Genomic DNA, 22,672 nt, shown 5'->3' on the forward strand with positions numbered 1-22,672 from the left:
GTCGGCGTACTTGAGCCCCACGCGCGTCAGGTCCGGTCCGATGCGCCGGGTGGAGAAGAGGTGGGGAAGGTCGAAGGCGTACTCGCCCGCCTCGGAGACCGGTCCCCACCGGAGCTCCTCACCGGCGACCGGCCGCACGTACTGGCTGTGGCAGTACCAGCATCCCTCGCGGACATACACGGCGCGCCCGAGCTTCTCGAGCGGCGTGTAATCGCTCGACTCGTACCGCACCCACTTGATCGCTCCGAGATCCGTCCGCACCGCACGGCTGACCTGCGTCGTGCGGGACTCGGGCAGGATGGCCGGGAGAAAGCCCTGGACGAAGATCGCCAGCGTCACCAGGCCGAACCCGGCACCGACCGCGAGGGACTTGATCGATCTCATGGCCAGCCGCCCGTCACGCCGACCGTCTGACCAGGGAGCCCTTCAGCAGGGTGTACACCACGAGTGACATGCCGATGTCCATCGAGATCCCGGTGAACGTTCGCACCCACCAGTACGGGCGGATCGACGTGACCGTCTCCAGGAACTCGCTCTGCGCCATCAGCATGAAGCCCTGCTGCAGCCCCTGCGCGCTCAGCACGAGCCCCATCGCCGAGATGCCGAGCGTGACGAGCCAGAAGCCCCAGTTGGCGAGCGTGAAGCTCCACAGCTCCGACCCCGTGATCCGCGGCCAGACATAGATCGCGCCGGCGATCGCCCACACGACGAACGTGCCGAAGACGGTCAGGTGCGAGTGTGAAATCACGAAGTCCGTGAAGTGGGTCGGCTGCTGCAGGGCGCGGAGCGCCTCCAGCGAGCCCTGAAAGCACCCGAGGAGGTACATGATGGAGCCGACGATCAGGAACTTGGCGGGGAGGTTGCGGCCGAACTCCTGCCACTTGCCGATCATGGTGCCGAAGAAGTTCTGGAGCACGGTCCACACGGGGATGATCAGCATCATCGAGGAGACGATGGCGATCGTCTCGGCCCAGTCGGCGATCGGCGAGTAGAGGTAGTGGTGGATGCCGACGAACGGGTAGAAGAACGCGAGCGACCAGAAGCCGATGAGCGACAGCTTGTGGCTGTAGATGGGGTTGCGCACGCTCGCGGGCAGGAAGTAGTAGATCAGCACGTAGCCCGCCGGCGTGATCCAGAGGCCGACCACGTAATGGATGAACAGGCCGTGCCAGGCCGCGTTGTTGATCCCGGGGATGTGGTACGGACCCAGCATCAGGAGGACGAGATTCACGTCCGTCCAGACGAAGGCCGCGATGAGATACCAGAGCGAGACGTAGAGGGGCGTCTCCCGGCGGTTCTTGATCGTCATCAGGAATTGAACGGTCAGCGCGAGCATCGCCAGGAAAATGACGACGACGTTGACGAGAGCGAACTCTCCCGCCTCCCAGCCCCGGTTCCAGCCGGCCGCGAGGAGGATGACGGCCAGGGCCAGGTTCACGTTCCAGATCCAGATGAGCCCGCGGCTCCAGTGCTCGTTCCACATCCTCACCCCGCAGAGGCGCGGCACGATGTAGTGGCAGAGGCCGATGAAGAGCGTCGAGAACGCGCCCCAGATCACGCCGTTGACGTGGATCGGACGGATCCGGCCGAAGGTGAGCCAGGCGTGGCCGCCGAGGAACTCGGGATACGTGAACTTGGTGGACAGAATGACGCCCACGGTCGGAAAGAAGAGCAGCCAGAAGAACCCCCAGGCGAGCCAGGCCCGAACCAACGCCCGGTCGACGACGTCGTCGTTCAGGCGCCGCGCGTCCGTGATGGGCACCTCCTCGACCGCTCCCCTGCCGCCCATGCTCGGTCTCCTCTCGGGAGGTCGTGACTGCCAGCGTCGCTATATCACGAGAAGCGGATCCGATGCGCGGCCTCGAATCGCTGCCCGCGGTTGTTCGTGAGGACGACGCGCAGAAGGTCCTCGCTGTGGACGCGGAGCCTGAACGCGACGAGAGGATTATCGCTGAGCGCGGAGGTCATCGTGAACTGGCTGACCTGCGCGTCCCCGTAGAAGACGTTCATCCCGTTCAGGTAGAGGGGCTCCCCGGCCTGGACGAACGTCCCCTCCCGAACCTCCAGGCCCGTCCGGCTCGGATGCTTGGTCTTGACCTGGACGTCGATGGTCTGGTCGGGGGCGATGCCCCCATCGGCGATCAGCTGCGGGATCCGGATCGCGGGCGGGCCGATCTCGTCCCTGCCCGCGCGATCGGGCGGCGGGGCGGTCCCGGCGCAGCCGCCCGCGCCGTCGGGGATCGTGATGGACCGCGTCGCGTGCCAGCGGGCGTGGCGACTGCACTCGGCCGTCGCGGCGACCTCGGAGGCGCCATGGTCCAGCCGGATCTGGAAGGCGACGTAGACCTGACCGTTGCGCGGCGTGAAGTGGAACACGCCCTTCAGGGGCACGGGATCTCGCGCGTTCACGATGCTGATGCGCGTGATGGAGTGACCCGGCTCCATCGGGTGGGACATCTCGACGGCGACCGGGACCTTCGCCCCGTTGCTGGTGAAGGCCGGCAGCCTGAGTCGCGGCAGGTGGAGGCGCTCGGACGGCGAGAGCGCCTCGGGATCGGCGCCGCGCACGGGCACGGGTTCGGAGCGCCCGAAGACGCCACGAATTCCCCCCGCCGCGACGAGCCCCACGGCCGCCGGCACCACGCCCAGGAAGCTGCGCCTGGACTGGAGCCGCGGCCGTGAGGCGATTTGCGGGCTCATCGCCGACCCGAACTCCGTCCTAGTGGCGGCCGGGGTCGAGCTTCGAGCCTTTGTTGGACCAGTAGATGTAGGTCTCCAGCGCCTTCATCGCGTCGGAGTCGGAATCGATCTTGACCCCCTCATTGGGCTTCTCGATGCACCAGTTGATCATGTCCCGCAGCGTCGCGAACTTGTTCATCTGCTCCTGGAACTTGGGGAACTCATGGGGATGGTTGTCCGATCCGAAGGGATGGCACATGGCGCAGGCCATGCCCGTCTTGGAGAGCGTGACGCGGAGCCTCCTCTCGGTCGCGCCATCCCCGTGGAAGAGCAGGTCGCCGATCTTGACCTGCTCGATGAACACCTCCTCGAAAGCCTTCAACTGCTCCGGTGTGTGCTTCTCCTTGTGGGCCAGCGCCCGGTCCGGTCCCGAGGTCGCGAGCAGCACCAGCAGGCCTAGGAAGACACCCCGCGCCGTCAGCACGTATCGAGTACTTTTCATCGCCCTCTTCCCTCCGTGGGCGTGCGCCCCGCCGGTGATCACTTGTAGGCGCCGTAGTAGGGCCACTCGCGGTCCGCCAGGCGCGGTTGCAGCATCTGATTGATGTTGTCGGCGCACCCCGAGTCCCAGGGCGCCTCGGCGATGATGTCGTCTTTTTTCCGCCACATCACGTACTCGTTCTCGATCTTCTCGGCCGCGGTCATGGTGAGCCTGGACCAGCCCACTCCGTCGAAATGGTCCCCCGGATCCACCCGAACCTTGCACTTCGTCAGCGTCGGCACTCCTTCGGGCGCGTAGGGCCACGTCCAGGAGGTCGCCAGCATGCCGATCGAGCGCATCTTGCCGATCTCGTTGTAGAGCACCTGGTGGGTGTGGCCATGAACGTTCGTCACGTTGCTGTAGGGCTTGAGGACCTCGTGGACCTCGCGCCAGTCGCGCACCCAGAAGTTCCACGGCGGGTAGTACTCGTACAGCGGGTTATGGCTGAAGATGATCACGGGCTTGTTCTTGGGCCAGGTGGAGAGCGTGCGGTTGAGCCACTCGAGCTGATCGCGACCCACGCCGGCCCACGCTCCCGCCACCGAGCCGTCGAGGGTCGCCATGTGGCCCATCCGCTCTTTGGGCGTCATCTTCTTGGCGGTCCAGTAATCGGGACCGCGGCTGACCGTGTCGAGGCCGACGAAGCGCACGCCCTTGTGGTCGAAGGTCCAGTTCGGCGGCCCGAAGAGCTGCTGCCACTTGGCGCCCATGTCCAGGTACCAGTCGTGCTCGCCCGGGATGAAGACCTTCCGGATCTTCACCTCCTTGAGAATGTTGTTCCCCAGATCGAGCTCGACGGGATCGCCGAGCTGAGCCAAGTCACCCCCGTAAATCAGGAAGTCGGCCGGCGGCGACATCGCCTGGACCTCCTTGACCGCGCGGGTGGCCTTGTCGACGAAGCGCGTGTTGACGTTCTTGGGGTAGAGGTGGCTGTCGGAGACCCAGGCGAACTTGAAGGCCTCGGCCCCGAACGCGAGGTCCAGGGTGTTGACGAGCGGGAACCACCCGTAGGTGGCCGCGCCCGCCGCCGCTCCGGTCAGGAGAGATTTGTGGAGGAAGGTGCGGCGGGTGATCGCGAGTGCGGAGTCCGGGCGCTCGCCCGGCTTGTTCAGCTCCCTGTTCATTTCACGGCGCGTTCGCTGGAGCTCGGCGCACGAGCGGGCCTTCCGCCACCAGGCCAGCCGGGCCTTGTCTCTGGCGAGTTCGAGTCGGTCATGATCGTCCACTGCGGTCGCCTCCTTCCCACAGCAGGGCCAGTAGTGCCGCCGGAACCCGGGGGATGCTCTACTTCTTCAGCTCCACCGCGATGGGAACCACCTCCTTCGCTTTGACGGTCACGGGAATCTCGACCTCCCCGGTGTACTCCTGCCAGCCCACGAGCGTGTAAGAGCCCGGGGGGACGTCTTTGATCGTGAACGTGCCGTCCTTTGCGGTCACCGCGTAGTAGGGGTTGGCCGCGACGTAGACCCAGCCGAGCATCCAGCCGTGGGCATCGCACTCCACGCGGACCAGCCCCGGCTTCCTGAGCGGCTTCTTGATCCGCTGGCCCTGGTTCGGCAGCGCCACGTTGAAGGCGGTGAGCTTCCCGTAAAAGCCATGGGTGTTGTGCAGGACCGGGTCCGAGTTGACGATCTCGAAGTCGCCGCCGGGGATGACCTGGACGTGGGGCTTGAAGTCGCACTTGACGTTGTCGATGTGGGGGATGGCCGCAGCTTTCTCCCAGGGCTTCCCCTTGGCGACCCCCTTGAGGTAGACCACGGCCTCCTGGACCGACTGGTCGGGGCCGAGCAGGATCAGATCAACCTCGCGCACGCCGCTGCCGCACGCCTCGCGATCCTTGGTGGGGATGACCTTTTTCTTGGCCGGCGGGCTCCCCTGGAAGAGCACCTTGCCTTTGATGGTTCCTCCGTCGCTCACGGCCCCGGCCTCATAGGGCTGCGCGGGAAAGGGCAAGCCGGCCACCATGGCGGTCACCGCGAGCACCGCGGTGGCCATTCGGGAAAGCTTCATCGACCCCTCTCCTTTCTGGAGTGCGTGGCTGATCAGAGATGAGCCGACGGACGCGGCAAGGGCTCGAGCCTCTCATCCGGTCCGTGACACACCAGACAGGCTCGGTCCCCGATCTCCGAGACGAGGGTGTAGCCGGCGCCCTGGGACCGCCAGATGACCACGTCGTAGCCGCGGTGGCCGACCACCTTGAACCGGGGCCTATCTTTCAAGCGGAGCCGCCGGTAGGCCTCCTCCGGGATGATGAAGAGGGAGACGTTGTTGCCGTCGACTTGATATTCGAGCGCCGCCACTTCGACTTCCCTGAGGTGGGAGATCCGTCCTCCGAGGAAGTGAAGGCCCTCGGTCTTGAGATCCGGGAGGCTCACGTTGAAGGCGAGCCTCTTCCTGAACCATTCCTCGGCCGCCTTCGGCGGCACGTCCTTGATGTCAGGCGGCAGGAGGTCGCGGACCAGCTTCAGGTGCTGTTCCACCGCGGCGTCCGCCAGCTCGGCGAGCGTGGTTCTGGATCCGAGGTACGACTGGAGCGCAATCCCTGTGCCCAGTCCGACCGCAACAAGGAGCGCAGCGGCGAGGCCGAGGACGAATCGCTGCAACCGGCGCTGCCTGCGACCGGCGCGCTGCCCATGGACGAGGTCCCACAAGAGCGTGCCGACCTGCTCGCTCACCCGCTCCGGGACCGGGTCCGGTCGCAACCGTTCCACATATGTCTCCCGGAATGCGATTTCGAGGTCGACGAGCCGTCGGCAGCCGCCACACCGCCCCAGATGCGCCGCAATCTGGTCCCGCATCTCAGGGGGAAGCTCTCCGTCGACGTAGGGGAACAGCTTGGATTTCGCCGTATTACAGTCCATCATTCCGCACGCCAATCCCTTTCTCACCGGGCCGCTGGGAGGGCTCGACGAGATAGGTTCGGAGCAAGTTCCGACCTCGATAGAGTCGCGACATGACGGTCCCCACCGGCCGGCTCACGATGGTGGCGATTTCCCGGTAGGGAAGACCCTCGATGTCGCGAAGCTCGACGATTTCCCTCAGTAGCGGGGGCAGACGGCGGATCGCCTCCCGAACTTGGTCGACGGTCTCGCGACGGAGGAGGATGTCCTCGGGGGCGAGCGGGATGGAGTACAGGGGGCTTTCCATGGATACCACGGGCTCCGCTTCCTCCTCACGCCCCAGCGGATCTTCGGCGGGCCTCACCCGGCGCCGCCGTTGCCGGTCGATCTGGACATTCCTCATGATCGTGAAGATCCACGGCTTGAAGCTGAGCGACCGGTCGAACGTGTGAAAGCCGTCGTACGCGCGAACGAGGCTCTCCTGGAGGAGATCCTCCGCATCCTCGACCCGCCGCGTGAGGACGAGGGCGTAGTTGTACAGGGAATTGAGATACTTCCGGACAAGGCCCTGAAACTCAGATCCTGTGTCCACAATTCTCCCCGGGCCTGACTCCCTACTACCTACTACGTACGCCAGGGCCGCTTATTCCCTGAGCGGCGCCGGCCCGGATCCAGCGGCGCTCGCGCGCCGGCCCCGAGGAACCCGAACTGCGCCCGGGGCCAAGCCCATCGGCGGGATTCCCGAGCAGGCCGGCCCCAAGCCCGCCCGCCGGGAGGGTTTCAAGAGCGTCACAAGGTCGCGAGCAGCAGGGCCGGCGCCGCCACCGCCGTCAGCAGCATGTGCGCAGAGAAGCGCTGGTGGGCGAGTTCGTCGAGCGGCGAGGCCAGGGCCACCACGATCGTGGCCAGCCCTCCGATGGCCAGCGCCGGGCTTCCGCGCGGGACCTGCACGGCGGAGCGCCGGGCCAGGCGCCACCAGCCGAGGACGGAGGCGAGAGCGAGGGCGGCCGCGGCGATCAGCAGCCGCATCACTTTCGGAAGGCGACGATCGCCACCCAGACGAAGAAGAGCACAGTGCCGGCGAGGAAGAGGGTGAGCGCGAGCTTCTCCGCGGTGCTCACGTCGCGCTCATCCGGACGAGATTAGACCGGCCAGCACGTTGTAGAGCAGCTCGAGCCCGAGGACGGCCAGGGTGACCGCCGCCAGCGCGATCAGGATCCGCTCGATGCTCACGACACCGTCCAGTAGCGGAACAGGTAATAGATGCCCCAGAGGGCGAGGATCGCGTAGACGGCCAGCAGCCACCGGTTGACGATGCCGCGACGGACGCCAAGCTCGCCGCCCGCGTACTCTTCCACCCGGTCGGGCTCAGGGTCGGGAACGCTCATCCTCCTCGGCCTCCGCCGCCAAGACCTGGTGCTTGGCGGACTCCACGTCCCTCAGGGCGCCACTGGCCGCCGCCCATACGAAGGCGCTCAGCGCGGCGCAGCCCATGAGCACCGCGACGACGAACTCCCCCAGCGTCAGATACTCGAGCACCGCCTACTCCCGGCCGTCCGGGGCCGGCCCCCGGGCGGGGCCGCCGGCGGCCTCGGCGACGCCGGGACCGCCCAGGGCCGGGTCCCAGGCGCGCCGCGGGTGGGACGCCTCCACGCCGCGCGAGTTCAACGCGGCCTTCGCGGCGTCGGAGAGCTGGAGCTTCTCGCCGGTCAGGGGGTCGGCCCACGCCGAGAGGGACAGCACATAGTACGCCAGCGCCCAGCGCTCGGCGTCGCCGAGCGAGTCGGCGAACGAGGGCATGGGGGTACCGTCCAGGCCGAGCGTCAGGGCGCGGTAGATATCGGCGACGCTGGAGCCGCCCTTGAACTGCCCCCGCGTGAAGTCGGTGGGCCGGCTGGGGAGATCGAAGTCATCCCTGAGCTGAGGCGCCGACGGGCCGTCGCCCCGCCCCTCCTGGCCGTGGCACTCCCAGCACTTGGCTCGCCCGTAGAGGTCCTGGCCTTGCGCCAGCAGCGCCGGCACCGCCGGCGGCGCGGCGTCGAAGGGCACCGCCACCTCCGGCGTCTCCTCCTTCCAGCGCTTGGAGAACGTCTTGATGTACGCGATGACGGCGACGCGCTCCTTGTCGGGAACCTCGTGCCACGTGGGCATCGCGGTCCAGCGCAGGCCGCGCGTGATCGTGCGGTAGAGATCGCCGTCAGTCGGCAGCGACCCCGACGGCGTCGTCCTGAACTTGAAGACGCCGGCGGTGAAGGCGCGCGGGCGGGGGAAGAGGAACGTGGCCGCCGGGCCGTTGCCGTCGCCCTTGGGGCCGTGGCAGCCGACGCAGTGGTCCGCGTACACCTCCCGGCCCTGTTCGACGAGCGCCTCGCCCTCGGGGATCTTCATGGCCGAGACCCCCACGCTCTGCGCCTCGAAGATCTCGCGCCAGGCGCCCCGGTTGGTGCCCAGCTTCTGGAGGTATCTCACCAGCCCGACCAGGTCCGGCGTCGGGATCACCAGGCGCACCGCGGCCGCCAGCGCGCGGCCCCGGAGCGGCGTGAGATCGAGCACCGGCGTGCCGTCGAGCGGCCAGGCGCCGTCCGGCGCCGGCGGAACGAAGGTGAGCCCGGACTGGTCGGGAAAGAGGACGATGGGGCGATTCGGTCGCAGCGTGAAGTAACGCCGCAGCGCGGGCGTGACCTCCGGCGTCGGGCCGTCGGGGCCGCCCCGCACGCGCACGACGAGCTGGGCGAAGAGCCACGGAGAGCTCGGCATGATCGAGTCGGGCACCGTGAGCCGGGGATTCCAGTGGTGGGCGTAGTGCCAGTCGTCGGAATACTTGAGGCCGACCCGGGAGAGATCGGGGCCGATGCGACGCGTGGAAAGCAGATGCGGGAGGTCCCACGCGTACTCGCCCGCCTCGGCGACCGGGCCCCAGCGAAACGCCTCTCCCGCCACCGGTCGCACGTACTGGCTATGGCAGTACCAGCAGCCCTCGCGGATGTAGACGGCGCGGCCGCGCCGCTCCAACGGCGTGTAGTCGCGGACGGCGTAGCGTACCCACTTGACATCGCCGAGATCGGTGCGCACCGCGCGGGTCACCTCGCGCGCGCGCGACTCGGGCACGAGGGCGGGCAGGAAGCCCTGGACGAAGAGCGCCAGCGTGACGAAGAAGAAGCCGGCGCCGGCGGCCAGCGCGGTGATCGACCTCATGCGCGGAGCGAGCTCCGCATGAGGGTGACGACCAGGAGCGAGAGCCCGACGTCCATCGAGATTCCGGTGAGCGTGCGGACCCACCAATAGGGACGGATGGCGCTCACCGTGTCCATCCACTCGGCGCCGGCCATGAGCATGAACCCCTGCTGCAGCCCCTGGGCGGCCAGCACGGCGAACATGGAGGCGATCCCCAGCGTGATGAGCCAGAAGGCCCAGTTGGCCGGCGCGAAGCTGGCCGGGCCGGCGCCGGTGATGCGGGGCCACACGTAGACCGCGGCCCCCAGGGCCCAGACCACGAACGTCCCGAAGATGGTGATGTGGGAGTGAGCGACGACGAAGTCGGTGAAATGGGTGGGCTGCTGGAGGGAGCGCAGCGCCTGCACCGAGCCCTGGAAGCAGCCCACCAGGTACAGGAGGCTGCCGGCGATCAGGAACTTCGCCGGCAGATTGCGCCCGATCTCCGACCAGCGGCCCACCATGGTGCCGAAGAAGTTCTGGATCACCGTCCACACCGGGATGATCAGCATCATCGAGGAGACGATGGCGATCGTCTGCGCCCACTCGGTGATCGGGGAGTAGAGGTAGTGGTGGATGCCCACGAACGGATAGAAGAACGCCAGCGACCAGAAGCCGATCAGCGACAGCTTGTGGCTGTAGATCGGGTTTCGAACGCTGGCCGGGAGAAAGTAATAGATGAGGACGTAGCCCGCCGGCGTGATCCACAATCCCACCACGTAGTGGATGAACAGCCCGTGCCAGGCGGCGTTGTTGATGCCGGGGATGTGGTACGGTCCCAGGAGCAGGAGCACGAGGTTGACGTCGGTCCAGATGAGCGCGGCGATCAGGTACCAGAGAGACACGTAGAGCGGGGCCGAGGTGCGCCGCGCGATCGCCACCAGAAACTGCACGGTGAGCGCCAGCAGGACCAGGAAGATCACGGCTACCGTGATCAAAGGATACTCGCCGACCTCCCAACCCCGGTTGAAGCCCGCCGCCAGCAGGAGGCTCCCCAGCGCCAGATTGAGGTTCCACACCCAGAGCAGACCGTGGCTCCAGCGCGCGGCCCCCACGCGCACCCCGCACAGGCGCGGGACCACGTAATGGCAGAGGCCGATGAAGAGCGTGGAGAAGGCGCCCCAGATGACGCCGTTGACGTGGATCGGACGTAGCCGGCCGAAGCTGAGCCAGGCGACACCGCCCAGGGACTCCGGATAGTTGAACTTGGTCGACACGACGGCGCCGATCGTGGGGAACACCAGCAGCCAGACGAACCCCCAGGCGAGCCACGCGCGGATCAGGCGGCGATCGATCAGGGCATCGTTGCGGAGAGCGGCCGCGCTCGCGTCGGACTGCTGCATCGCGGCCATCATGCCACGGTCGGCGAGCGGGGCAAAAAAAGGCCGCTGGGCGGGAGCCTCAGTCGCCCTTTTCGAGCGCCGGCTCCGCCGCCGTAACCGATCCTGGGGGAGGCTTCGGAAGGGGGGCGAAGCCCCCCTCCGAGGTTAGGGTCGCATGGCCCGGAGGCGCGCGACCCTCTCCTCGAGCGGCGGGTGCGTCGAGAAGAGAGTCATCAGCGCCTGGCCGCTCAGCGGGTTGACGATGAAGAGATGCGCGGTGGCCGGGTTCGCGGCCATCGGCACCGCCCGCTGCGCCATCTCGAGCTTCTCGAGCGCCTTGGCGAGCCCCCACGTCTTGCCGGCCAGGCGGGCGCCGGAGGCGTCGGCCTGATACTCGCGGGCCCGCGAGACGGCGAGCTGCACCAGCATCGCTGCGATCGGGGCCAGCACGGCCATGAGGATGAGCGCGAACGGATTCGAGCCGCCCTCCTCGTCGTCGTTCCGACCGCCGCCGAACATCGCCGTCCACTGGGCCATGTGGGCCAGATACGTGATAGCGCCCGCGAGCGTGGCCGCGATCGTGGAGATGAGGACGTCGCGGTTGGTCACGTGGGCCAACTCGTGGGCCAGCACGCCCTCCAGCTCCTCCTCGTCGAGGATGCGCATGATGCCCTCGGTGACGGCCACGGCGGCGTGCTCGGGGTTCCGCCCGGTGGCGAAGGCGTTCGGCGTGTCGGTCGGGATCAGATAGACCCGGGGCATCGGGATGCCCGCGCGGGTGGCCAGCCGGCGCACCATCGCGTAGAGCCCCGGGGCCTGGGCCTCGTCGATGGGCTGGGCGCGGTACATGGCCAGCACGATCCGGTCCGAGAACCAGTACGAAAAGAAGTTCATGGCCAGCGCCACCATGAAGGCCACGACCATGCCCTGCTGGCCCCCGATGGCTCCGCCGATCAGGACGAGCATCACCGTGAGGAGCGCGAGCAGCATCGCGGTCTTGAATATGTTCGACATGGATCCGCCTCCCTCAAGTTCCCTGCCAGCGTGGCTAACTTCGCTCGGAAGCGTAGCAAACGGCTCGGACGGGGTCAAATACTTGACTTCTCCACCACCCCGCCGATACACTGGGCCAGTCCGGTAAAAAAGTCTTCTAACGACACGGACTTACGTTAAATGCTTCCCTGTAGGACTGAGGGTATGGTCATTCGGGTATCAGAGATCGCGGACGAGGGTCTCGTGGTCGCCAACCCGGGGGAGTTCGTCGCTCCCTTCGCGGACCGGTCCTGGCGCCTGCAGGGCCTCCGCCTTCAGGTCGTCCGCGACGGCGTGGACATCCTCGTAGCGGGCGAGCTCGCGGCCTCGGTGCCCCTGGTCTGCTCCCGATGCCTCGAGGAGTTCCGTGCCGACGTCCATCCGGCGATCGATGTCCGCTACGTGCCCAAGCCGGTGACCCGCGACAGCGTCGAGCTGGGCGCCGACGATCTCGACCTGGACTTCTACCAGAACGACGAGCTCAACCTCGCCGCGTTGGTCGAGACCGAGACGACGCTGGCGCTCCCCGTGAAGCCGCTCTGCCGCGAGGATTGCCGGGGGCTCTGCCCCGCCTGCGGCGGCAACCGGAACGTCGTCTCCTGCACGTGTCAGACGCGCCCGCTGGACCCGCGTCTGACCGCCCTCAAGGACTTGGTCGCGCGCCTCAATCACTGAGAGCGCCAGAAGGGAACATCGATGCCGCTGCCCAAACGACGCCACTCGAAGACGCGTGGTCGCAAGCGCCGCACCCATTACAAGCTGGCGCCGCCGACGCGGTCGGTGTGCCCGCAGTGCCGCGAGCCCAAGCTGCCGCATCGCGTCTGCCCGCACTGCGGTTACTACAAGGGCCGGGAGATCGTCGCCGTCGAAGGTGCCTAGCCGCGCCGGCTCGATGAGCATCGCCATATTTCGTAGGGCACCTCGTCCGCGCCTCGGCTCGCACCCCCCCGGTACGCTCCGCTCGGCTCCTCTCGAAGGTGCCTAGCCGACCCGCATGAAGATTGCGGTCGACGCCATGGGGGGCGACTACGGCCCCGCCGTCGTGGTCGAGGGGGCGGTGGCCGCGGCGCGCGAGTTCGGCGCCGCGGTCATCCTGGTCGGCGACCGGGCCGCCATCGAGCGCGAGGTGGCGCGCCTCACGGCGGAGAGCCTCGCGATCGAGATCCGTCACGCCTCCCAGGTCGTCGGCATGGGCGAGAGCCCCTCGCAGGCCCTCCGGCGCAAGCGCGACTCCTCCCTGCGCGTGGCCGCCCAGCTCGTGAAGGACGGCGAGGCCGCGGCGTTCGTGTCGGCGGGGAACACCGGGGCGGCCATGGCCATCGCGATGTTCGTCATCGGCGTGCTGGCCGGCGTGGATCGGCCGGCCATCGCGGCGGTGCTGCCCAACCGCCGGCGCTTCACGGTGCTCCTCGACGTCGGCGCCAACGTCGATCCCAAGCCCTGGCATTTACTCCAATTCGCGGTCATGGGCCACGTCTACGCCCGCGACATCCTGGGCTGCGACAACCCGCGGGTCGGCCTGCTCTCCGTCGGCGAGGAGGAGGGCAAGGGCAACGAGCTGACCAAGGAGGCGTACGATCAGCTCAAGGACTCCTCGCTGAACTTCGTCGGCAACGTCGAGGGACGCGACATCTACAACGGGCGTTGCGACGTCGTCGTCACCGACGGGTTCACCGGCAACGTCGCGCTCAAGATCTCCGAGAGCCTGGCCGAGACCCTGGGCGAGATGATCAAGGAGGAGCTGACACGCGATGTCCGGTCCAAGCTCGGCGCCACCCTGGCGCTGCCCGCCTTCGCGCGCTTCAAGCGGCGCGTGGACTACACGGAGATGGGCGGCGCCCCGCTGCTCGGCATCGACGGCGCCGCCATCATCTGCCACGGAGCCTCGCCGGTAAAGGCGATCAAGAACGCTGTGCGCGTGGCGGGGGAGTGGGCGAAGGCGGGGGTGAACGAGCACATCCGAGCCGCGCTGGAGGCGGAGGTGGAGCGCGGCGGTCGGGAGGGAGGCCGCGAATGACGCGAGCGAAGATCATCGGCGTCGGGTCGTACGCGCCCAAGCGGATCTTGACCAACGCCGATCTCGAGAAGCTGGTCGCGACCAGCGACGAGTGGATCGTGCAACGCAGTGGCATCCGCGAGCGCCGGATCGCCGACGAGACCGAGGCCAGCTCGGACCTGGCCGTGAAGGCGGCCCAACAGGCGCTGGAGCGGGCCAACCTCGTGCCGGAGGACATCGAGTTCATCGTGGTGGGGACCACCACGCCCGACATGTTCTTCCCGACCACCGGCAACATGGTCCAGCACCGGCTGGGCTGCCGGCAGGCGGGCTCGGTGGATGTGCTGGCCGCCTGTGCCGGCTCCATCTACAGCCTCGCCGTGGGCTCGCAGTTCATCCAGACCGGCAAGTACCGGCGCGTGCTCTGCATCGGCGCCGAGACGCTCTCGAAGATCACCGACTTCACCGACCGGGGCACCTGCGTGCTGCTCGCCGACGCGGCGGGCGCGGCGGTGCTGGAGGCTTCCGACGACGGCAGCGGGCTGCTGGACGTCGATCTCTACTCGGACGGCCGCTACTGGGAGCTGCTCTACATGCCCGGCGGCGGCTCGCGGCACCCGGCCACGCGCGAGACGATCGCGGCCCGGATGCACTATGCCAAGATGAAGGGCGCCGAGGTCTTCAAGGTGGCGGTGCGCATGTTCGGGGAGTGCGCGGCGACGATCCTCGAGCGCCACGGGCTCACGGCCCGGGACATCGACCTCTTCATCCCGCACCAGGCCAACCTCCGGATCATCGAGGCGGCCGTCAAACGGGTCGGGCTGCCGATGGACAAGGTCTTCGTGAACATCGACCGCTACGGCAACACCGGCGCCGCCTCCGTCTACGTTGCCCTCGAGGAGGCGGTGTCGGCCGGCCGCCTGAAGCGCGGCGACCTCCTCCTACTCGCCGCCTTCGGTGGGGGTTTTGCGTGGGGCGCCGCTCTAATGAAATGGTGAGCGCAGACATGGCTCGGGGGCCGGGGCGCCCGGCGAGACCCGTTCCCTCCGCGCATCCTGAGCAGGCGGGTCGGCGGGAAACCGCAACGGCGCCTTCGTCGCCGACCTCGTGGTCGCAGCAGGGTGCCCCGGCCCCCGAGCCATGATCGCGTTTCTCTTCCCGGGACAGGGCTCGCAGGCGGTGGGGATGGGCAAGGCGTTCTACGACGCCTCGCCCGCCGCCCGGGCGATCTTCGAGGACGCCAACGACGCGCTGGGCTTCGACCTGGCCCGCCTGGCGTTCGAGGGGCCCGAGTCCGAGCTGGCGCTGACCGCGAACACCCAGCCCGCCATCCTGACGGTGAGCGTGGCCGCGGCGGCCGTCGCCGCCGAGCGCGGGCTGTGTCCGCAGCTGGCCGCCGGCCACAGCCTGGGCGAGTATTCGGCCCTGGTCGTCGCCGGCGCGCTCTCGTTCCGGGACGCCGTCAGGATCGTGCGCCGGCGCGGCGAGTTCATGCAGGAGGCGGTCTCCGTCGGGACCGGCGCCATGGCCGCGATCATGGGCCTCGAGCTTCCCGCGGTGGAGCGGCTCTGCGCCGAGGCTGCCCAGGGAGAGGTCGTGGAAGTGGCCAACGTGAACTCGCCGCTGCAGATCGTCATCGCCGGCCACCGCGCGGCGGTCGAGCGTGCGGTGGCGCTGGCGAGCGCGCGCGGCGGCCGGAAGAGCGTCATGCTGCCGGTGAGCGCGCCGTTCCATTGCGCCCTCATGGCGCCCGCCGCCGAGCGTCTGGCCCGGGAGCTGGACAGCGTCAGGGTCGCCGACCCCACCATCCCGATCGCGCGCAACGTGGACGGCGGTCTGACGCGCGCGGCGGCCGAGGTGAAGCCGGCGCTGCTGAGGCAGGTGGCCAGCCCGGTGCGGTGGACCGACTGCGTCCGCCGCCTGGCCGCCGAAGGCGCGATGACGTTCGTGGAGGTCGGTCCGGGACGCGTCCTGACCGGGCTGCTCAAGCGGATCCTCGACGGCGTCAAGGGGGTGACCGTGGAGACGTCCGCGGACCTCGACAAGGCCCTGGCCGGCGCGGGGGAGCGGCAATGAGCGAGACGCCGCTCACCGGTCGGGTCGCCATCGTGACCGGCGGCAGCCGCGGCATCGGCGCCGCCATCGCCGCGTCGCTGGCGCAGAACGGAGCGGCCGTGGTAGTCTCGGGACGCGACGTAGATCGCCTGGAGCGCGCCGTGAAAGACCTGGAGGCCGGCGGTGCGACGGCGCTCGGCGTCGTCGCCGACGCGGCGAGCCGCGAGGACGCGGACCGGCTGGTCGAGACGGCGAAGCAGCGATTTGGCCGCATCGACGTGCTCGTCAACAACGCCGGCATGACGCGCGACGGTCTCCTGGTCCGCATGAAGGACGAGGACTGGGATCTCGTCATGGAAGTCAACCTCCGCGGCGCGTTCCTGATGACGCGCGCAGCGTCCAAGATCATGGTGAGGCAGAAGAGCGGGCGCGTCATCAACATCGCCTCGACCGCCGGCGCCATGGGCAACGCGGGACAGGCCAACTATTCGGCGGCCAAGGCGGGACTCATCGGCTTCACCAAGGCCGCCGCTCGGGAGCTGGCGCACTGGTCCATTCTCGTCAACGCGGTGGCGCCGGGCCTGATCGAGACCAACATGAGCGCCGCGATGCCCGAGGCCGCGCGCCAGGAGCTGCTGAGCCGGGTGCCGCTGGGGCGCATCGGTACCCCGCGCGAGGTGGCCGAGGTGGTACGATTCCTGGCCGGCGACGGGGCCACCTACATCACGGGCCAGGTCTTCCACGTCAACGGCGGTCTCTACATCTAGTCGGGCATTCCTCCGGGGAGGAACGGATCGATGGCGAAGCCAGTGGAAGAGAGGGTGAAAGAAATCATCGTCGAGCAGCTCGGGGTGGACGAGGACGACGTGACCCCGAACGCGCGGTTCATCGAGGATCTCGGCGCCGATTCGCTCGACACGGTCGAGCTGGTGATGGCGCTGGAAGAGCATTTCGACATCCAGATCCCCGATGAGGACGCCGAGAAGATCGCCACCGTGGGCGACGCCATCCAGTACATCAAGGACAACTCCTGACGGTGGAGCCCCGACGCGTCGTCATCACCGGCCTCGGAGCGCTCACGCCCGTGGGCAACACGGCCGAGGAGTTCTGGACCGCCCTGACCCAGGGGCGCTCCGGGATCGGTCCCATCACCAAGTTCGACGCCGCCGAGAAGGACGCGAGCGGGGACTTCCGCTACCCCACGCGGATCGCCGGCGAGGTCAGGAACTTCGACGTGCTGCGATACGTAGACAAGAAGGAAGCGCGCCGACTGGACGACTACCTCAAATACGCGATCGCCGCGGCGGTCACGGCAGTCGAGGATTCCGGGCTCGAGGTGGGCAAGGTCGATGGCGCCCGGTTCGGCGTCCTGATCGGCTCGGGCATCGGGGGCATCGGCACCCTGCTGGAGGGCGAGCGCACCCGCCTGGAGAAGGGGCCGGAGCGGGTGTCGCCCTTCGTCATCCCGATGCTCATCATCAACATGGCCTCGGGGCTCGTCTCGATGCGCTTCGGGGCCAAGGGACCCAACTCGTCGGTGGTGACGGCCTGCGCGACGGGCAACCACTGCATCGGCGACGCCTTCAAGATCATCCAGCGCGGCGACGCCGACCTCATGATCGCGGGCGGCGCCGAGGCGATCATCGTGCCGCTGACCATCGCCGGGTTCTGCGCCATGAAGGCGATGTCCACGCACAACGACGTACCGGAGCAGGCCTCACGCCCGTTCGACGCCGAGCGCGACGGCTTCGTGCCCAGCGAGGGGGCCGGCATCGTCGTGCTGGAGTCGCTCAAGCACGCGCGGCGGCGTGACGCCCGGATCTACGCGGAGATCGTCGGCTACGGCATGACCTCCGACGCCCACCACATGACGGCACCCGACCCCAAGGGCGATGGCGCCACCCGGGCCATGGCGGCGGCCCTGGGGGACGGCGGCCTCGACCCGGCGGCGGTCGGCTACATCAACGCCCACGGGACCTCGACGCCGTACAACGACAAGTTCGAGTCCCTGGCCATCAAGCGCGTCTTCGGCGACCACGTGCGGCGGCTGGCCGTGTCGTCGACGAAGTCGATGACGGGGCACCTGCTGGGGGCCGCGGGCGGCGTGGAGGCCATCGCCACGGCGCTGGCCCTCTACCACGGCCTGCTGCCGCCGACGATCAACTACGAGACGCCCGACCCGGAGTGCGACCTCGACTACGTGCCCAACCAGGCCCGCAAGCAGGATGTCGAGGTGGCGCTGAGCAACGCCTTCGGCTTCGGCGGCACCAACGCCACGCTGGCCTTCCGCAAGTACCGCGCGTAGTGCCGGGCCGACTGGCGTCGCCATATTTCGTTCTCGGATCCACTCAGGCTCGCCTCGGGCGGCGACCGCCCGGCGGCTTCGCACGGCTGTTCGCAGGCTCGCCGCGGACGGGCGGGATTCTCTGGCCTTGCTCGCCTCGGGCGCAGGGGTCCCAGCCCCTGGCCGCCCTGCGGCTCGCCCAGCGGCCTCGCCGCCGTCCTCGGCTTCGCACGACTGTTCGCAGGCTCGCCTCGGACGGGCGGGGCCCAGCCCGCCGCCGTCCTCGGCTTCGCACGACCACGCCGATCCTCACGTACGATCGTCGAGCCGCTGAAGCGTCGCCTCGTCGCTCGGCGCGCCTCGGCTCCTACTCCCACTGAGCGCCTGAGGAGTGGACGCGGATGACGTCGCCGGGCTCGAGCGACGGCTCGGCCACCGCTTCCGCGATCCCGCCCTCCTCCAGCGCGCGCTGACCCACGCCTCCTTCGCCAACGAGCACCCGCCTGCCACCCACAACGAGGCGCTGGCGCTGCTCGGCGATGCGGCCCTGGCGCTGGTCGTGGCCGAGCACCTGCTCGCCGAGGATCCGGAGGCGCCGGTCGGCGTGCTGACGCCCCGGCGCGCGGCGCTCGTCTCCGGCGCCAACCTGGCCCGCTGGGCGGCGGACCTCGAGCTGGGGCCCCGGCTGAGGCTGGGGCGCGGCGAGGAGGCGACGGGTGGACGCGCGCGCGAGTCCATCCTCGCCACGACGCTGGAGGCGGTCCTCGGCGCCGTCTACCTCGACGACGGCCTCGACGCCGTCCGCCGCATCGTGGCGCGTCTGGCCGTGTGGTAGGCTGGGTTCATGCGTTTCTGGCCGTCGCGGCAGCGGCCGGTCGCCGCGCCGCCGTCCGCCGAAGATCTGCTCATCACCGAGGATCTCCTGCGGCGCAGCGTCGAGGACGTGCTGGCCGTGCGCGAGCGCCAGATCCACGGGGCCGTCATCGCCTACCGCGGGCAGCTCCAGCTGGCCCCCCCGCGCGCGCGCGAATTGCTCCAGGCACGCTTCCGCCCCTTCGGCTTCACCCCGTTCCTCCGCGAGGACGGCCGGGGGGAGGTGGTGGTGCAGGCGGTGCCCCTGGCCGAGACGACGGAGCCGCAGCGGGTCGGCGTGAACGTGCTGCTCTTCGTGCTCACGTGCCTGTCGACTCTCATCGCCGGCGCCGGCTACGCGGGGTCACCCACCTTCGATGCCTTCCGCTCGTCGATCACCGGGACGCTGTTCATCAGCGGGGTGCCCTTCGCGGCCACGTTGATGGCGATCCTCGTTGTCCACGAGTTCGGCCACTACTTCACCGCGCGGTACTACCGGGCCTCGGTCAGCCTCCCGTACTTCATCCCGGCGCCGCCGCCCTTTCCCTTCGGCACGCTGGGCGCGATCATCCGCATGCGGTCGCCGGCGCGGGATCGGAACGCCCTCTTCGACATCGCCGCCGCGGGGCCGCTGGCCGGCCTTCTGGTCGCGATTCCCGCCTTCGTCCTCGGTCTCCAGTGGTCGAACGTGGTCCCGGTCCCGGCCGTTACCTACGAAGCATTTGGTCAGTCGGGCCTGACCCAGCTGCTGGTCTATCTCCGCTTCGGCAGCCTCCCGGAAGGGACGATGGTCTACACGCACCCGATGGCTGACGCGGCCTGGGTCGGCTTCTTCGTCACCGCCCTCAACCTCTTTCCCGTCGGCCAGCTCGACGGCGGGCGCATCGCCTACGCGCTCTTCGGCCGCTATCACGCGCTCATCGGCAAGATCACGATCATCGGGACCGTGCTCCTCGGGCTCGCCGCGATGGCGGTGAACGTCCTCGTGTGGGGAGGGACCTTCGCCGCATCGCTCAACTGGTTCGTCTGGGCGGCGCTGGTGTTCTTCCTCGTCGGCGTCCATCACGGGCCTCCCGTCGACGGGGTTTCCCCGCTGAGCCCCGATCGTCGCGTCGTCGGCGTCGTGTGCCTGATCCTGTTCGTCCTGCTCATCCCGCCGATTCCGATCCACGTACGGTAGCCGCAGTGGGGCCGCCGGCCCTCACCCGCGACAGCAGCGCCAGCCCGGCCACGAAAAAGAGCCCTACGGCGACGATGGCGGCGCGCTGGTTGCCGCCGAGCATCCGGGACACGGCCCCGAAGACGAACGGCCCCATGATGGCGCCCGTCTTGCCGACCAGGGAGTAGAAGCCGAAGAACTCGGCCTCGCGGCCGGCCGGGATCAGCGTGGCCATGAACGTGCGGCTGGCCGCCTGGATGGCGCCGAGCCCGGTGCCGGCCAGCACGCCCACCAGCCAGAACTGCCATTTGGCGTCCACGAAATGGGCGAGCACCGTCACCGCCACCCACTGGACGAGCGTCGCCGTCACCACGAGCTTGGGCCCGCGGGTGTCGGTGGGACGGGCCCAGGCGGCCGAGCCGGCCAGGGCCGTCAGCTGGATGAGCATGAAGAGCCCGATGATCTCGGTGAACGTGAAGCCCAGCGTCTTCTCGGCGAAGATCGCCGAGAAGAGGATCACGGTGTTCACGCCGTCCTCGTAGACGAGGTAGGCGGTGAGGAAGCGGCGCATCTGCGCGCGCGCGGGATCGGTGAGGATCTCTCGGAGCGTGCGGGCCGTTTCGCCGAAGCCCTGCGCCACCGCGCGCGCCAGCGGCACGCGGGGCCGGACGTCGGCGGGAAGGACGACGAACGCCGGCAGCGAGCACACCAGGAACTGGGCGGCGGCCACGAGGAAGCACGCCCAGTAGAGCTCGGCGGCGGCGAAGGGATAGGCGGCGAGGAACGCGACCAGGGATCCCGCGTAGCCGACCGCAAAGCCCGCGGCCGACACCCGCCCCAGCCGCTCGGGCGGCGCGATCCGCGGCAGGTAGGAGTTGTAGTAGACGAAGGCGGCCTCGAACGCGACCACCCCCATCACGCCGAGCAGGAACCCCGTCACCACCATCCCGGGCCGGAGGGTGGCCAGGAGCGTGGTGGCGGCGACCGAGAGGAGCGTGAAGCCGACGAAGAACGGCTTGCGGGCGCCCGCGTGATCGGCGATACCGCCCAGCACCGGCGAGCTGAGCGCCACGATGACCATCGACACGGAGCCGACGAGCCCCCACCAGAAATCGCCGCGGCCCTCGGCGTTCCCCACGATGATCTTGGCGTAGTAGACGGGGAAGATCGTGGCCAGGATGATCGCGGCGAAGGCGGAGTTGGCGAAGTCGTACAGCGTCCACGCGACGATCGTGCGACGCGACCCGCCGGGCACGGCCCGAGGATGACACAGCCCGTGGGGATGCGCTAGTATCCGCGTCATGTCGGGCCGCCTGGATCTCAAAAGCCTCGAGCAGCTGATCCGCAAGGGCGAGATCGACACGGTCCTCACCGTCTTCCCCGACACGTTCGGCCGGCTCATGGGCAAGCGCGTCGTCGGGCGTCACTTCCTCGAGCGCGTGGTGGACGACGGCCTGCACGCCTGCATCTACCTCTTCACCGTCGACATGGAGATGGAGCCGCTGCCGGGCTTCAAGCTCACGTCGTGGGAACGCGGCTACGGCGACATGAAGATGGTGCCCGATCTCCCCACGCTCCGGCTCATCCCCTGGCTGCCCAAGACGGCACTGGTCTTCTGCGACGTCCTCACCGAGGACGGGGAGCCGATCGAAGAGGCGCCGCGCTCCATCCTCAAGCGCCAGGTGGCGCGGGCGGCCGCGCTGGGGTACGTGGTCAAGACCGCCGCCGAGCTGGAGCTGTACTGCTTCAAGGAGTCGTTCGAGGAGGCGCGGGCCAAGCGCTACCAGAACCTCACGCCGGTCGCCGCCTACCTCGAGGACTATCACGTGTTGCAGACGACCAAGGAGGAGCCGCTGATCCGCGCCATCCGCAACGGGATGGAAGGGGCCGATGTCCCGGTGGAGACCTCGAAGGGCGAGTGGGGCCGGGGTCAGGAGGAGATCAACCTCGCTTTCGCCGAGGCGCTGGAGATGGCCGACCGCACGGCCCTCTACAAGCACGGCGCCAAGGAGATCGCCCACCTGCAGGGCTGCGCGGTGACGTTCATGGCCAAGTACGACATGGGAGCGGCGGGCTCCTCGTTCCACCTGCACTCGTCGCTCTGGGATGGCACCGGCCGCAAGCCGCTCTTCGCCCCCGCCGGCAAGGCCCCGGGGACGCCGGCCGCCGTCACCCCGCTCTGCGGCCAGTGGCTGGCCGGGCAGATGGCGCTGGCCCGCGAGTTCGCGTACTTCTACGCGCCCACGGTGAACTCCTACAAGCGCTACCAGGCGGGCTCGTTCGCGCCGACGCGCATCGCCGCCGGCTGGGACAACCGCACCTGCGGCTTCCGGCTCTGCGGCGCGGGCGGCGCCTTCCGCGTGGAAAACCGCATCCCCGGGGCCGACGCCAACCCCTATCTCGCGTTCGCGGCCACGATCGCCGCCGGGCTGCACGGCGTCACCAGCAAGCTCAAGGCGCCCAAGCTCTACGAGGGCAACGCCTACCAGGACGCCACGCTGCCTCAGGTGCCGAAGGCCCTCCGCGAAGCCGTCGACGGGCTGGAGCGGTCCGAGGTGGCGCGCGCCGCGTTCGGCGAGCGCGTGGTCGAGCACTACCTGCACACGGCGCGGCTCGAGCAGCAAGCCTTCGACCAGGCGGTCACGGATTGGGAGCTGATCCGGAATTTCGAGAGAATCTGAATGCATCTCTCGGGGCGA

General features: G+C 68.8%; 26 protein-coding genes. 11 read left to right on the plus strand and 15 right to left on the minus strand.

Annotation, left to right across the window (positions count from 1 at the left end):
• The 14 genes from VGV13_10770 to htpX form a co-directional block, all read right to left on the minus strand.
• Positions 1-384: cbb3-type cytochrome c oxidase subunit II (locus VGV13_10770; GenBank protein ID HEV8641567.1), on the minus strand; the 384-nt coding region annotated here is incomplete at its 3' end.
• A gap of 13 nt (positions 385-397) precedes the next feature.
• Entirely contained in the window at positions 398-1,789 is a 1,392-nt protein-coding gene (locus VGV13_10775; GenBank protein ID HEV8641568.1) for a cbb3-type cytochrome c oxidase subunit I, read from the minus strand.
• A 44-nt stretch (positions 1,790-1,833) separates the two neighbouring features.
• Positions 1,834-2,700, minus strand: a complete 867-nt coding sequence (locus tag VGV13_10780) for a thiosulfate oxidation carrier protein SoxY (protein ID HEV8641569.1) — start codon at positions 2,698-2,700, stop codon at positions 1,834-1,836.
• Positions 2,701-2,719: 19 nt separating this feature from the next.
• A complete protein-coding gene (locus VGV13_10785) occupies positions 2,720-3,181 on the minus strand; it encodes a hypothetical protein (GenBank protein HEV8641570.1) in 462 nt (153 codons plus the stop codon).
• 38 nt (positions 3,182-3,219) lie between these two features.
• Positions 3,220-4,344: a metallophosphoesterase gene (locus VGV13_10790; protein ID HEV8641571.1), complete on the minus strand. Its 1,125-nt coding sequence runs from the start codon at positions 4,342-4,344 to the stop codon at positions 3,220-3,222.
• Positions 4,345-4,504: 160 nt separating this feature from the next.
• Positions 4,505-5,230 (minus strand): hypothetical protein, encoded by a 726-nt coding sequence (locus VGV13_10795; GenBank protein ID HEV8641572.1) that lies wholly within the window; start codon positions 5,228-5,230, stop codon positions 4,505-4,507.
• A 32-nt stretch (positions 5,231-5,262) separates the two neighbouring features.
• Positions 5,263-5,931, minus strand: coding sequence for a hypothetical protein (locus tag VGV13_10800; protein HEV8641573.1), 669 nt, complete (start codon positions 5,929-5,931; stop codon positions 5,263-5,265).
• Between the two features lie 139 nt (positions 5,932-6,070).
• Positions 6,071-6,652, minus strand: a complete 582-nt coding sequence (locus VGV13_10805) for a sigma-70 family RNA polymerase sigma factor (GenBank protein ID HEV8641574.1) — start codon at positions 6,650-6,652, stop codon at positions 6,071-6,073.
• A gap of 197 nt (positions 6,653-6,849) precedes the next feature.
• The gene (locus VGV13_10810) at positions 6,850-7,089 is read right to left on the minus strand and encodes a cytochrome c oxidase assembly protein (GenBank protein HEV8641575.1); all 240 of its coding nucleotides are present in this window, start codon (positions 7,087-7,089) and stop codon (positions 6,850-6,852) included.
• Positions 7,090-7,289: 200 nt separating this feature from the next.
• Positions 7,290-7,448: a hypothetical protein gene (locus VGV13_10815; GenBank protein ID HEV8641576.1), complete on the minus strand. Its 159-nt coding sequence runs from the start codon at positions 7,446-7,448 to the stop codon at positions 7,290-7,292.
• On the minus strand, positions 7,429-7,599 hold the full coding sequence (ccoS, locus tag VGV13_10820; GenBank protein HEV8641577.1) for a cbb3-type cytochrome oxidase assembly protein CcoS: 171 nt from the start codon (positions 7,597-7,599) through the stop codon (positions 7,429-7,431). Before ccoS ends, VGV13_10815 begins: the two co-directional genes overlap by 20 nt.
• A gap of 3 nt (positions 7,600-7,602) precedes the next feature.
• Positions 7,603-9,255: a cbb3-type cytochrome c oxidase subunit II gene (locus tag VGV13_10825; GenBank protein HEV8641578.1), complete on the minus strand. Its 1,653-nt coding sequence runs from the start codon at positions 9,253-9,255 to the stop codon at positions 7,603-7,605.
• Positions 9,252-10,616: a cbb3-type cytochrome c oxidase subunit I gene (locus VGV13_10830; protein HEV8641579.1), complete on the minus strand. Its 1,365-nt coding sequence runs from the start codon at positions 10,614-10,616 to the stop codon at positions 9,252-9,254. The genes VGV13_10825 and VGV13_10830 overlap by 4 nt, the downstream gene beginning before the upstream one ends.
• Positions 10,617-10,760: 144 nt before the next feature.
• The gene (gene htpX, locus VGV13_10835) at positions 10,761-11,609 is read right to left on the minus strand and encodes a zinc metalloprotease HtpX (GenBank protein HEV8641580.1); all 849 of its coding nucleotides are present in this window, start codon (positions 11,607-11,609) and stop codon (positions 10,761-10,763) included.
• 183 nt (positions 11,610-11,792) lie between these two features.
• On the opposite strand from htpX, the gene VGV13_10840 reads away from it, so the two are divergent.
• The 10 genes from VGV13_10840 to VGV13_10885 all read left to right on the plus strand — a co-directional run bounded on the left by VGV13_10840 (position 11,793) and on the right by VGV13_10885 (position 19,994).
• Positions 11,793-12,302, plus strand: coding sequence for a DUF177 domain-containing protein (locus VGV13_10840; GenBank protein ID HEV8641581.1), 510 nt, complete (start codon positions 11,793-11,795; stop codon positions 12,300-12,302).
• Positions 12,303-12,323: 21 nt separating this feature from the next.
• Positions 12,324-12,506, plus strand: a complete 183-nt coding sequence (gene rpmF / locus VGV13_10845) for a 50S ribosomal protein L32 (protein HEV8641582.1) — start codon at positions 12,324-12,326, stop codon at positions 12,504-12,506.
• A gap of 115 nt (positions 12,507-12,621) precedes the next feature.
• Complete coding sequence (plsX, locus tag VGV13_10850; protein HEV8641583.1) at positions 12,622-13,644, plus strand: phosphate acyltransferase PlsX; 1,023 nt, start codon at positions 12,622-12,624, stop codon at positions 13,642-13,644.
• Positions 13,641-14,621, plus strand: coding sequence for a beta-ketoacyl-ACP synthase III (locus VGV13_10855; GenBank protein ID HEV8641584.1), 981 nt, complete (start codon positions 13,641-13,643; stop codon positions 14,619-14,621). Before plsX ends, VGV13_10855 begins: the two co-directional genes overlap by 4 nt.
• 142 nt (positions 14,622-14,763) lie before the next feature.
• Positions 14,764-15,699, plus strand: a complete 936-nt coding sequence (fabD, locus tag VGV13_10860; protein HEV8641585.1) for an ACP S-malonyltransferase — start codon at positions 14,764-14,766, stop codon at positions 15,697-15,699.
• Entirely contained in the window at positions 15,696-16,445 is a 750-nt protein-coding gene (gene fabG, locus VGV13_10865) for a 3-oxoacyl-[acyl-carrier-protein] reductase (GenBank protein HEV8641586.1), read from the plus strand. Before fabD ends, fabG begins: the two co-directional genes overlap by 4 nt.
• Positions 16,446-16,475: 30 nt before the next feature.
• Positions 16,476-16,712: an acyl carrier protein gene (acpP, locus tag VGV13_10870; GenBank protein HEV8641587.1), complete on the plus strand. Its 237-nt coding sequence runs from the start codon at positions 16,476-16,478 to the stop codon at positions 16,710-16,712.
• Complete coding sequence (fabF, locus tag VGV13_10875; GenBank protein HEV8641588.1) at positions 16,709-17,983, plus strand: beta-ketoacyl-ACP synthase II; 1,275 nt, start codon at positions 16,709-16,711, stop codon at positions 17,981-17,983. The genes acpP and fabF overlap by 4 nt, the downstream gene beginning before the upstream one ends.
• A gap of 370 nt (positions 17,984-18,353) precedes the next feature.
• Positions 18,354-18,797, plus strand: a complete 444-nt coding sequence (locus VGV13_10880) for a ribonuclease III domain-containing protein (GenBank protein HEV8641589.1) — start codon at positions 18,354-18,356, stop codon at positions 18,795-18,797.
• A 9-nt stretch (positions 18,798-18,806) separates the two neighbouring features.
• Positions 18,807-19,994 carry a site-2 protease family protein gene (locus tag VGV13_10885; protein ID HEV8641590.1) on the plus strand — a complete coding sequence of 396 codons (1,188 nt, stop codon included), beginning with the start codon at positions 18,807-18,809 and terminating at the stop codon, positions 19,992-19,994.
• Here VGV13_10885 and VGV13_10890 read toward each other — a convergent pair.
• Complete coding sequence (locus tag VGV13_10890; GenBank protein HEV8641591.1) at positions 19,963-21,276, minus strand: MFS transporter; 1,314 nt, start codon at positions 21,274-21,276, stop codon at positions 19,963-19,965. The genes VGV13_10885 and VGV13_10890 overlap by 32 nt on opposite strands.
• On the opposite strand from VGV13_10890, the gene VGV13_10895 reads away from it, so the two are divergent.
• Positions 21,275-22,654 carry a glutamine synthetase family protein gene (locus tag VGV13_10895; protein ID HEV8641592.1) on the plus strand — a complete coding sequence of 460 codons (1,380 nt, stop codon included), beginning with the start codon at positions 21,275-21,277 and terminating at the stop codon, positions 22,652-22,654. The two genes, VGV13_10890 and VGV13_10895, sit on opposite strands and share 2 nt — an antisense overlap.
• Positions 22,655-22,672 lie beyond the last annotated feature (18 nt).

It is taken from the genome of Candidatus Methylomirabilota bacterium (genome assembly GCA_036001065.1).
Lineage (GTDB): Bacteria > Methylomirabilota > Methylomirabilia > Rokubacteriales > CSP1-6 > MNEF01.